11 protein-coding genes (1 of these 11 only partly in view) are annotated in these 10,394 nt (G+C 44.2%); 3 read left to right on the top strand and 8 right to left on the bottom strand.

Annotation, left to right across the window (positions count from 1 at the left end; genetic code table 11):
- The 5 genes from msrP to AABA11_RS04665 form a co-directional block, all read right to left on the bottom strand.
- Window positions 1-882 carry the 5' portion of a protein-methionine-sulfoxide reductase catalytic subunit MsrP gene (msrP, locus tag AABA11_RS04685; protein WP_338265831.1) on the bottom strand. The gene continues 111 nt to the left of window position 1, outside the view, so the window shows 882 of its 993 coding nt (coding positions 1-882); it begins with the start codon at window positions 880-882; its stop codon lies off the left edge, out of view.
- Between the two features lie 94 nt (window positions 883-976).
- The gene (gene pssA / locus AABA11_RS04680) at window positions 977-1,747 is read right to left on the bottom strand and encodes a CDP-diacylglycerol--serine O-phosphatidyltransferase (RefSeq protein ID WP_265728454.1); all 771 of its coding nucleotides are present in this window, start codon (window positions 1,745-1,747) and stop codon (window positions 977-979) included.
- A 28-nt stretch (window positions 1,748-1,775) separates the two neighbouring features.
- The gene (hemL, locus tag AABA11_RS04675; protein WP_338265827.1) at window positions 1,776-3,059 is read right to left on the bottom strand and encodes a glutamate-1-semialdehyde 2,1-aminomutase; all 1,284 of its coding nucleotides are present in this window, start codon (window positions 3,057-3,059) and stop codon (window positions 1,776-1,778) included.
- A gap of 111 nt (window positions 3,060-3,170) precedes the next feature.
- Window positions 3,171-4,925: a chloride channel protein gene (locus AABA11_RS04670; RefSeq protein ID WP_338265825.1), complete on the bottom strand. Its 1,755-nt coding sequence runs from the start codon at window positions 4,923-4,925 to the stop codon at window positions 3,171-3,173.
- Between the two features lie 95 nt (window positions 4,926-5,020).
- The gene (locus AABA11_RS04665) at window positions 5,021-5,449 is read right to left on the bottom strand and encodes an Lrp/AsnC family transcriptional regulator (RefSeq protein WP_338265822.1); all 429 of its coding nucleotides are present in this window, start codon (window positions 5,447-5,449) and stop codon (window positions 5,021-5,023) included.
- Window positions 5,450-5,596: 147 nt separating this feature from the next.
- Here AABA11_RS04665 and yjeH point away from each other — a divergent pair, with 147 nt between their 5' ends.
- Both yjeH and luxS read left to right on the top strand, forming a co-directional pair.
- Entirely contained in the window at window positions 5,597-6,874 is a 1,278-nt protein-coding gene (gene yjeH, locus AABA11_RS04660; protein WP_265728458.1) for an L-methionine/branched-chain amino acid transporter, read from the top strand.
- 63 nt (window positions 6,875-6,937) lie between these two features.
- Window positions 6,938-7,450, top strand: coding sequence for an S-ribosylhomocysteine lyase (gene luxS / locus AABA11_RS04655; protein WP_265728459.1), 513 nt, complete (start codon window positions 6,938-6,940; stop codon window positions 7,448-7,450).
- A gap of 77 nt (window positions 7,451-7,527) precedes the next feature.
- Here the strand turns inward: luxS and AABA11_RS04650 are convergent, their stop codons facing one another.
- Window positions 7,528-8,163, bottom strand: coding sequence for a LysE family translocator (locus AABA11_RS04650; RefSeq protein WP_265728460.1), 636 nt, complete (start codon window positions 8,161-8,163; stop codon window positions 7,528-7,530).
- 299 nt (window positions 8,164-8,462) lie between these two features.
- Here AABA11_RS04650 and AABA11_RS04645 point away from each other — a divergent pair, with 299 nt between their 5' ends.
- On the top strand, window positions 8,463-9,344 hold the full coding sequence (locus AABA11_RS04645) for a DMT family transporter (RefSeq protein WP_338265818.1): 882 nt from the start codon (window positions 8,463-8,465) through the stop codon (window positions 9,342-9,344).
- A 113-nt stretch (window positions 9,345-9,457) separates the two neighbouring features.
- Here AABA11_RS04645 and AABA11_RS04640 read toward each other — a convergent pair whose 3' ends face one another.
- Together AABA11_RS04640 and ilvN are read right to left on the bottom strand one after the other, a co-directional pair.
- Window positions 9,458-9,802 carry an Lrp/AsnC family transcriptional regulator gene (locus tag AABA11_RS04640; RefSeq protein ID WP_338265815.1) on the bottom strand — a complete coding sequence of 115 codons (345 nt, stop codon included), beginning with the start codon at window positions 9,800-9,802 and terminating at the stop codon, window positions 9,458-9,460.
- Between the two features lie 100 nt (window positions 9,803-9,902).
- On the bottom strand, window positions 9,903-10,394 hold the full coding sequence (ilvN, locus tag AABA11_RS04635; protein WP_012069034.1) for an acetolactate synthase small subunit: 492 nt from the start codon (window positions 10,392-10,394) through the stop codon (window positions 9,903-9,905).

The raw sequence follows: 10,394 nt of genomic DNA, 5'->3' as shown, positions 1-10,394 counted from the left end.
ACGACGTTCTTGTTTCTGAGACCAGCGAGGATGATCGACATTCGGATTCACATTCGCATAAAAGCCATATTCATTAGGAGCCAACATACTCCATGTCGTTTCAGGCATGGTTTCAACAAAGCGAATCTTCACAATAGATTTAATGCTTTTAAACCCATACTTCCATGGTAAAACCAGTCTCACTGGCGCACCATTTTGATTTGGCAATATACTTCCATACATACCAACAGCAAGCAAAGCCAAAGGATTCATCGCCTCATCAATGCGCAACCCTTCTCGATACGGCCAATCTAGGCCACCACCTCGCTGACCTGGCATTTGCTTAGGGTCATACAAAGTCTCGAAATAAACATATTTTGCTTTTGAGGTCGGTTCAAATTTTTTTAGAACGGTTGCAAGAGGAATACCAACCCAAGGAATCACCATTGACCACGCCTCCACACAACGAAGGCGATAAATTCGCTCTTCTAACATGGACTCTTTAATAATGTCCTCAATATCGAAAGTACCCGTCTTCCCCACCTCACCTTCGACCGTGATCGTCCAGGGTGTCGTTTTGAACTGACTAGCTCTATCTTTAGGATCACTTTTTCCATACCCGAATTCATAAAAATTATTGTATGAAGTGGCAACATCATAAGGAGATAATTTATCTTCCTTCCCGAATGAAGTTTCGGCAATATTATTGAAAGAAGATTGCAGAGATGAAGGTGGAGAAAGGGGGCTACTGTCTTGAAGCGCGGCACTAACGTGGCCAATTCCCCCAACACTTAATGCAATACCACCAGTGGTCTTCATGAATTGACGACGATTCAAATACACAGATTTATCTGTGACCTCTGATTCGGAGCAATCAGAGGCTTTTCGAGTGAAAATTAGCATAGCGTGTCCCCTTTCTAATAGTAGAAATATTGACAAGGACACACGCTGCTAGTTCAAAATCATTTCCTAAAATTGCAAAGGCAACACCTAAGCATTAACGCAATCGTTTGAAAACAATCCCAAGTGGTCCCCACAAACCATACAAACAAAAAACACACATTAAGGACAATGCCGGCTCAAGCGCAATCAACACAAGAACCAAAACGGCAATCAACAGAACAACAAATGGCACTCTACCTTTCAGGTTTAAGTCCTTAAAACTGCGATATTTTACGTTACTCACCATCAACAAACCGGTCAATGGCACAATCAACGCCATCATCGTTGCCAGAGTCTCGCCAGATACACCTTTATCATTCGCGGCCCAAATAATCCCAGCCACAATCGCCGCAGCGGCCGGACTGGGTAGGCCGGTAAAGTAACGCTTCTCTTCAACGCCGAGCATCGTATTAAATCGAGCCAAACGAAGCGCCGCACCAACAGCATAAATAAACGCAGCGATCCAACCCACTTTACCCAACGGCGCCAATGACCAAGTAAATACCACTAACGCCGGTGCAATACCAAAGGAAACCATATCGGCTAGCGAGTCGTATTCTGCTCCGAACGCACTTTGTGTATGTGTTAGACGAGCAACTCGCCCATCTAACGCATCAAACAACATGGATATAAAAATCGCCACAGCGGCATTCGCATAGTTTTCATTCATTGCTGCAATAATGGAATAAAAACCTGAAAAAAGTGCTGCCGTTGTAAATAAATTAGGCAGTAGATATACACCTTTATGAGGTTGTTTTTTATCATCGCCCACGTCAATATCTTCTATCTCATCAACCGGTGACTTTTTCATATCGTCTGTCGACATACCATTAACCTTCCCATTCACAAATCATTTATACCAGCTTAGCAAAAGAACGCTTAGCGGCTTCTATTGTGTAATCGATATCTTCCTCAGTATGAGCCTGAGAAATAAACCCGGCTTCAAACGCCGCTGGAGCAAAGTACACACCTTCCTCAAGCATGTAGTGAAAGAAGGCTTTGAACTTCCCTAGATCACACTTCTGTACATCAGCAAAGCCTTTAACCGCTTCCGCCTCAGTAAAGAAAAAGCCAAACATCCCCCCAACACTAACAACACAAAAAGGGACACCAGCCTCATCCGCGGCTTTTTTAAGACCCGAGACCAATCGACTGGCTTTAGCTCCCAAGGTTTGATGAAAGCCTTCTTCCGTAATTTTGTTCAAAACCGCCAGACCCGCCACCATAGCCACAGGATTTCCTGACAATGTACCTGCTTGATATACCGGACCTAATGGAGAAATACACTCCATGATGGCGCGTTTACCACCAAAAGCACCAACCGGCATACCTGCACCAATAACTTTACCAAGTGTTGTAAGATCAGGAACGATACCAAAATGCTCTTGCGCCCCACCGAGTGCCACACGAAAGCCAGTCATAACCTCATCAAAAATCAACACCGCGCCAGACTCGTCACAGACTTTGCGTAACGTTTCCAAGAAACCCTCTACCGGCAAAATACAATTCATATTCCCAGCAACTGGCTCAACAATAATACAAGCAATCTGATCCCCAATTTCGGCAAAACAGCGAGTCACTTCGTCAATATCATTGTATTGCAATGTAATTGTATGTTTAGCCAAATCAGCAGGAACACCTGGAGAATTAGGCACGCCAAGCGTCAATGCACCAGAGCCTGCTTTTACGAGCAATGAATCAGAATGTCCATGATAACAACCTTCAAATTTTACGATTTTATCGCGTCCGGTATAACCTCGAGCCAAACGAATGGCGCTCATCGTCGCCTCTGTTCCAGAGTTCACCATGCGCACCATATCCATAGAGGGAACCAGTTCGCATACTTTTTCAGCCATGGTGATCTCAACCTCTGTTGGAGCCCCAAAACTCAAACCAAAGTCAAGCTGCTGCCTTACCGCATCCAAAACATCTGGATGAGAATGACCTAGAATCATCGGCCCCCATGAGCCAACGTAGTCGATATAACGTTTCTTATCTTCATCGTATACATAAGCCCCTTCCCCACGCTGGAAGAAAATAGGCGTTCCACCAACACCATTAAAAGCTCGCACTGGGGAGTTTACTCCTCCAGGAATTCGGTGTTGGGCGCGTGTGTATAGATCTTCAGAACGACTCATATTTTTCAAATCCCGTAACTAATCATGTAAAAAGCAAGTGACCTTTAATAATCAAAAGGTCCACTCTCATAAAAACGTCAATACTCAACGAACTACGTCAGTGTAAAAGCATTATTCTTCGTCATTTTCCAATAAAAACTGATCAAGACGATGTCGAGAAACCAAACAAAAAGAAGAGCCAGGTAAAGACACCAATACATCGGATTGACCTGTTTTTTGAAACCAACTTAACACGGTTTCCAAAGACGACGGTTCCTCGATAACAGTAATATCAGAGGATATTAGCGCCTTATCCAAACTCATCGACACCTTATCGTTCGACACAACAAGCCATTTTTGTGGCCCCATATCTAATGTTTGTACGACATCAAGAACGGCAATTCGACGCACTAAACGCCATTCATCTTCGTTTTTAAAAACGACATAGTCTACCATACTTGACGCTAAATCTTTTACTCTCTCAATGGGCACAATCATGGGAAGTAACACCACCTCTTCCGCCACAGGCTTGATCGTATGATGTCTAAGATAGCGTTGAAAGGCGCTAATATTCGAGGACACTCCCATAAAGCGCAAACGCTCGACAAAAACAGACTCCTGATGAAAGAAAACTCGCATGAATAAACAAGCCAATACAATCACAAACAAAGCCGGCACAATCACTTGCGAAGAATGCGTCATTTCAATAATCGCGACCAACGCCGTTAATGGCGCCTGAAAACACGCCGCCATCATGGCCGCCATCCCTATCAAGGCAAACCACGCAATATCTATCACAGTGCTGTCGAACATGAGGGCAACATACCCCCCCGTCAAACCACCAATAATAAAAGTAGGTCCGATCATACCACCAGGAATGCCCAGACCGATTGTTAAAGCCGTTAATACTGTTTTCACAAAAATCAATAAAAGCAGAGAATATACCACCAACTCCCCTGTTAATAAGCGACTAAGCGACAAGTAGCCACTCCCTAAAGCTTCGGGCAAATAGACTGCCGCCAGTGACGTAGCCACCGCCACCAAAGCAAACCGCAACCACACAGGTAGCGAACTTAAACGCCATAAGTTTTTCTGTGTCTGCAAAAAAACCGCAGATAAAAACACAATAAATACGACCAAGACAAAGCACGCAAAAAACAAATCTAAAGAAAGCGACAGAGACGTAATGGCGTCAATGCTAAAAATGTGCAGAGGACCAATAATATTGTGACTGACCAAAGTGGCAATAACCGAGGATAACAAAACGGGGAGAACATAACGTTGGCGGTATTCGAAAAAAATCACTTCAAAAGCAAACAGCACACCCGCTAATGGCGTTTGAAATATAGCCGAAATTGCCCCAGCAACACCACAAGCCAAAAGCGTTTCAACACCGTACTGTGGCAACTTAGCCTTTTCAGCCAAATAGCTGCCTAAAGTAGCACCAATATGAACCGCTGGCCCTTCTTTCCCGATCGAAAGTCCACCCGCCAACCCTATCGCCGCTGAAAAAAACTGCACCACAGCATTGCCAATAGGCAGGTTCCCATGATGGTAATTCAGTCGCTCCACCACATAAGGCACGCCGACTTTATGGAGTCGAGATGGCAAAAGCAAAAAGACAATAGCAAGAACAGCACAAGAAAAAACGGACAGGCCCACACGCCATTCAACAGGAAGCGATTCGAAAGCATCAAAGTCAGACGCCATAATATAGCGCACAGGCACATAGATAACCGCGTAAAAAAACGCCATCAACAACCCGCTAAACAAACCACATACCGTGCCAAGCACAGCCAAAATCAGCAGATCATCGTATGATTTTGCGTTGTTAGACCAGCGCTCTTTGAACTTGAACCCTTTCAGATCGCAACCCCACTTAGTCATGTCTATAACATTGATTAACCATTCAATCAGTTATAAAACAAAGCCACAATGCACAGAACAAAAATACTTTTACTTCTTTGCTTACCGTTCGCTACTTACCAGCGATCCACGCGATTTGCCAAACACATGTGAGTCACAACTTTATCAAGATTTGGCCAGCTGTCCATTTCACTGCGAATGGCATTTAACCGAGACATAGAATGCGTTTGAACCAATAACATTAAGTCCAAATCACCACTGATTGAATGCGCCATTTTTATTTCTGGAATACTTTCAATGTAAGGCTGCACAAGATCACAAGACAAAGGACGGAATGTTAGAGCCAAATACGCAGTAACCCCTTCCTCTTTGGATACGGAGATATGAGCATGGTATCCCGTAATAGTGCGGTTATCTTCCATTCGCTTAATACGCTCAGTGACGGCAGAACGGGATAAATTTACCTGACGGCTAATATCAGATACTGAAAGCCGGGCATCACTCACCAATAACGCCAATATCTTTTGATCGTAATGATCCGCCACTTCAAAATCCTCTTTTATTATTTGTCATTCAACTTGACGGTTATTCCGACAAAGTGCGCCCTAAAAAGGTCAACTTGTATAGCGTATTTCTACCGCGCGTATTTTATCCTTAGCGACGATAAAAAACAGCTTAATAAAGGCAAACTCATGACCCAATACAAAAAAACGCTGGGCCCATTACAGGGCATCGCAATGACAGTAACCACCTTCATCGGCACAGGCCTGATGATATTACCAGCAATGTCCGTTTCACAGGCTGGATCTTTTGCCTTTTATGCCTGGTTAATCACCGCAGCATTGGTCATCCCTATTGCCTTTATCTTTGCTCTGTTGGGCTCGAAATACCCTTCCGCTGGCGGTGCCTCTCATTACATTGGGCGAGCATTTGGTGGCCGCTATGAAAAAGCCGTAGGCTGGTTGTTTTTAAGTATCCTCTTAGTGGGGCCTGCTGTGGCCATCAAAGTCGCGGCAGCCTATCTGACCATCATATTTAAAACCTCAGACCAGTGGATTTTAGCGTTTAGCCTGCTAACTCTAGCGGGGATGCTTTTGTTTGCTATTGTCGGCATGCAAACATCGGCTCGCTTTCAAACCTGCATTGTCATCATTATGATTGGAACCATTTTATGGCTTTGCACCATTGGCAATGTCATTGATAGCCGTCAAGTGATAGCGGCGCCTACCACTGCACCAGAATGGCAACAAACCCTGTATGCCACAGGCGTAATATTTTGGTGCTTTTTGGGGATTGAAGTCATGGCCCACATGGGGGCCGAATTTAAAAACCCAACCAGAGACTTCCCTATTGCCTTGCTAGGCGGCATTATCATCGTCATTCTTGCTTATTTGAGTTTAGTGCTGCTCATCGCTTGGCACCAGACCTATGGCGACGAAATCACTAACAGCCAGTCATTGGCATTGCTTGTAAGTAAGCTAGTGGGTGAAACAAGCAGCAGACTCTTCGCATTAGGTGCTTACATCATCGCGTTCGCGAATGTTGCCATCTACATTTTAGGCTTTTCACGCATGATTCAATCCATGGCACAACAAGGGGCGCTACCGAGAACGTTTATCGAACTCAATAAGAATGGCTCTCCAGCAAAAGCGGTATTATTAGTGGGTGTTGTGACCTTACTTTCCATCGTATTCTCAGAACTATCGGGCTGGAAAATGTCGTGGTTTATTGAAATGACAAATGGCAGCTTTTTACTTATTTACACGCTCACCTGCATTGCGGCATTTAAGCTGGTGAATCGCATGGCTCAATGGTTGGCTGCTGTCGCACTAATAAGCTGTGGCGTCATGGTTCTGTTTATTGGTAAGAGCATGTTGTTCGCCGTTGTCGCTTTTTGTTTGGCACTCAGCTATGAACACTTGAGATCACCAAAAAGCCCGATCAAAGGCTCGAAACTTCATGTACAATAACAGCAATTAATATCACCATTTATAAACAACGATAAGTTCGTTGAGTTCAATAGGAGAGATTTTATGCCATTATTAGACAGCTTTCGTGTCGACCACACGCGCATGGACGCACCTGCAGTACGTGTAGCCAAATCCATGTCCACGCCCAAAGGCGATGACATTACTGTATTTGATTTACGCTTCTGCGTTCCAAACGAAGAAATCCTTTCAGAGAAAGGCATTCACACCCTAGAACATTTATTTGCGGGCTTCATGCGTGAGCACCTAAACAGTGACAGCGTTGAAATTATCGATATTTCACCAATGGGTTGCCGTACCGGTTTTTACATGAGCCTAATTGGTACACCGTCAGAAGACACCGTGGCGGCATCTTGGAAAGCCGCTATGGAAGATGTATTAAAAGTTAAAGCCAAATCTGATATTCCAGAACTAAACGAATACCAGTGCGGCACTTACGAAATGCATTCCCTAGAAGAAGCGCAAGAGATCGCAAAAATGATTCTAGATCGTGATGTAAAAGTAAACAGCAATGAAGAACTGTACCTTAGCGAAGAGTTCCTAAAAGAACACAGCTAAGCATTTGTACTGAGTTTGAACAAAAAAAGGTGGCCAATACGCCACCTTTTTTATTTCTGCTTAAAATAATGTACGTTTTAAGCTCGGGTAGCCGTTGCTAAAAATGCGCTCGCCAAAACAAACACACTGCCCATACCGCGATTTAAGTTTTTCATGCCTTTAGGGCTGCGAATTAAGCGACGAATTTGCTTACCACTCATGGCATACACGTAAGCAGCAATAAACTCAGTCAAACAAAAAGTCAGTCCCATCCAGAAAAACTGCATTGGTACGGGTTGGCTAAGATCCAGCAGCTGCGGAAAAATAGCCGTAAACAACAAAACGGCCTTAGGATTGCCAATGGCAACCAAAAATTCTTGGCGCATTCTGGCCAAATTTCCACGCTTTGCCTTAGTTCCTACTTCACTTTCGTGTTCTTCAAGCACAACGGCCGCACTGCGCCACGTTTTAATGCCAACATAAAACAAGTAAGCGACACCAAACCACTTGATCACGCTAAACCAAAAGGTAGAAGACACAATAATAGCGCCCAAACCTAAAGCAGAAACCAGCATCAAGATACTAAATGCAAGGTTTCGACCAACGACGGCAATCACAGCTTTTGTAGCGCCTACCTGAATACCGTTGTGCATCGCGGTAAAATTATTGGGGCCAGGCCCTAATGAAAGCAACATTAATAAAGGGGCTGTTGCTAACCACACACTGAATGTCATTTTTGTCTATACCGTTTTAGGTTTGTTAATCTTGACTCGATTTGGTCAAAAATGGAGCGCCACTTTACCGACAAATTCACAAAATGTCAGCCCATTGCTTGGGCTTTTTATTGTTCAAAAAGTGAATAAAATAAGGTGTATAAAAATCCATCATTTACTGACCTTTGATACAGAAGAAAATTCATAGATTTGCCTTTTTAAACAAAGCAAAGGCATAAAAAGCCCTTTTATTCACGCTGTGGGCTCTCGACACTACCCTTTAAAATAACGGCTTCAACAACACAGCCCAGAGGGTAACTATGTCAATCGCTCACCTTTTATTATGGACAACCGCTGCTATTTGGGGATTCGCATTTGTCGCCCAAAGTGTTGGCATGGAAAGTTTGGGGCCTCACAGTTTTAATGCCGTTCGGTTTTTACTCGCGACACTATCATTGTTGCCCCTTTTGTATTTATTCAAATCCAACAAAGCGCAGGAGAAGAAAAAGCTTTGGGTTGGAGGTATGGCTGCTGGTAGCTGCTTATTTCTTGGATTTACTTGTCAGCAAATAGGGTTGCAATACACAACCGCAGGAAATGCGGGTTTTATCACCAGCATGTACATCGTTTTTGTTCCCATACTAGGACTTTTGCTGGGGCATAAAACAGAAAAGCACACATGGGTTGGCGTTGCTCTTGCATTGGTCGGACTGTACAGCCTGACTGTTGGGCCCAATTTGGCCATCAATAAAGGCGATGCGATTGAATTACTTGGCACTTTATTTTGGACTGGGCACGTATTGCTTATTGGTTATTTGTCCCGATATGTATCCGCTTTGCCGCTTTCAATTGTGCAGTTTTTCGTAGCGACCCTATTGGCGACAGTGACGGCTTTCGCATTAGAATCGCCCACGATAGAAGGCATCAAAATGGCATGGTGGCCATTGGTATATGCAGGGGTTGCGTCGTCAGGCATTGCTTTCACATTGCAAACGCTTGGACAAAAAAACGTGTCACCAAGTGTCAGCGCTCTTATTCTTTCTTCTGAAGCGGTGTTTGCCGTATTAGGCGGCTGGTTATTTATGGAGGAAACGCTGTCCACTCGTGCTTTAGTTGGCTGCGGCTTCATCATGACAGGGATGATTATTAGTCAATGGCCACGCCAGACTAAGCCCGCAATAGAGCTTGCTCAACAACCTTAACTCATTTCTGACTCAATCCCTTTTTCAATATTCGTGGGCATTTCGCGAGAAACTGGGGTTGAGAGTACCATCATGGTATTAGTATCACTAAGGTCAATTAAGCGCTCTAACAACTAATCCAACAAGGACATTGAACGAACCGCCACACGCAATACAAAAGCATAAGGGCCGGTGACATTGTGACATGAGATCACTTCATCTAGGCTAAGCACCAACGCCTTAAACTCACGCTCTTTGGTTCGGTAAACTTGGCACTCCACCAACGCCGTGATTGGGATCCCTACCTTTTCAAGGTTGATTTTTGCACCGTAGCCCGTGATCACCCCAGACTCTTCTAATTTTTTTACACGCTCAGCGACGGCTGGTGCCGTAAGGTGAACCAGCTTACCCAGTTCGGCATAGGTTAAGCGTCCATTTTGCTCTAATAATTTGATCAATTTCCAATTCGTTTTGTCCATTTAACTCTCACCTCACATTCTTCATGCAGGCATAAAAAAGCCGCGAACAAACGCGGCTTTTTCAAACTACTCATATGACAGTGTCAAACATAGCGCACGATTATAAAGACAGAGTCTTTTCACCACGAGCAATACCAGAAACACCAGTTCGAACTACTTCAAGCAAATGAGCACCGCCCAGTGCCTGTAAGAAGCCATCCAGCTTATCAGATTCGCCAACGATTTGAATCGTGTAAATAGACGGTGTCATATCCACAATGTTGCCACGGAAGATATCAACAGTGCGCTTCACTTCAGCGCGCTGAGCGCCAGTGGCACGAACTTTCACTAACATCAACTCACGCTCAATGTGCTGACCTTCGGTCAAGTCCACCAGCTTCACCACATCAATCAACTTATTAAGCTGCTTAGTGATTTGCTCTACCACTTGATCAGAGCCAAATGTCGTCAACGTAAGACGAGACAAAGTCGGATCGTCTGTCGCCGCTACGTTTAATGATTCGATGTTAAAATTACGTTGAGAGAACAAACCAACTACTCGCGACAAAGCACCAGGCTCGTTTTCCATCAATACAGAAATAATGTGTCGCAT

Source organism: Marinomonas pontica (assembly GCF_036322735.1).
GTDB lineage: Bacteria > Pseudomonadota > Gammaproteobacteria > Pseudomonadales > Marinomonadaceae > Marinomonas > Marinomonas pontica.
The sequence above is the reverse complement of the archived record's forward strand: the minus strand, read 5'-3'. Positions and strand labels throughout refer to the sequence as shown.

Bases quoted from the DNA above. Each gene is read 5' to 3' on its own strand.
- pssA (WP_265728454.1), bottom strand. From the start codon at position 1,747: ATGTCGACAGACGATATGAAAAAGTCACCGGTTGATGAGATAGAAGAT.
- hemL (WP_338265827.1), bottom strand. From the start codon at position 3,059: ATGAGTCGTTCTGAAGATCTATACACACGCGCCCAACACCGAATTCCT.
- AABA11_RS04670 (WP_338265825.1), bottom strand. From the start codon at position 4,925: ATGACTAAGTGGGGTTGCGATCTGAAAGGGTTCAAGTTCAAAGAGCGC.
- yjeH (WP_265728458.1), top strand. From the start codon at position 5,597: ATGACCCAATACAAAAAAACGCTGGGCCCATTACAGGGCATCGCAATG.
- luxS (WP_265728459.1), top strand. From the start codon at position 6,938: ATGCCATTATTAGACAGCTTTCGTGTCGACCACACGCGCATGGACGCA.
- AABA11_RS04650 (WP_265728460.1), bottom strand. From the start codon at position 8,163: ATGACATTCAGTGTGTGGTTAGCAACAGCCCCTTTATTAATGTTGCTT.
- AABA11_RS04645 (WP_338265818.1), top strand. From the start codon at position 8,463: ATGTCAATCGCTCACCTTTTATTATGGACAACCGCTGCTATTTGGGGA.
- AABA11_RS04640 (WP_338265815.1), bottom strand. From the start codon at position 9,802: ATGGACAAAACGAATTGGAAATTGATCAAATTATTAGAGCAAAATGGA.
- ilvN (WP_012069034.1), bottom strand. From the start codon at position 10,394: ATGCGACACATTATTTCTGTATTGATGGAAAACGAGCCTGGTGCTTTG.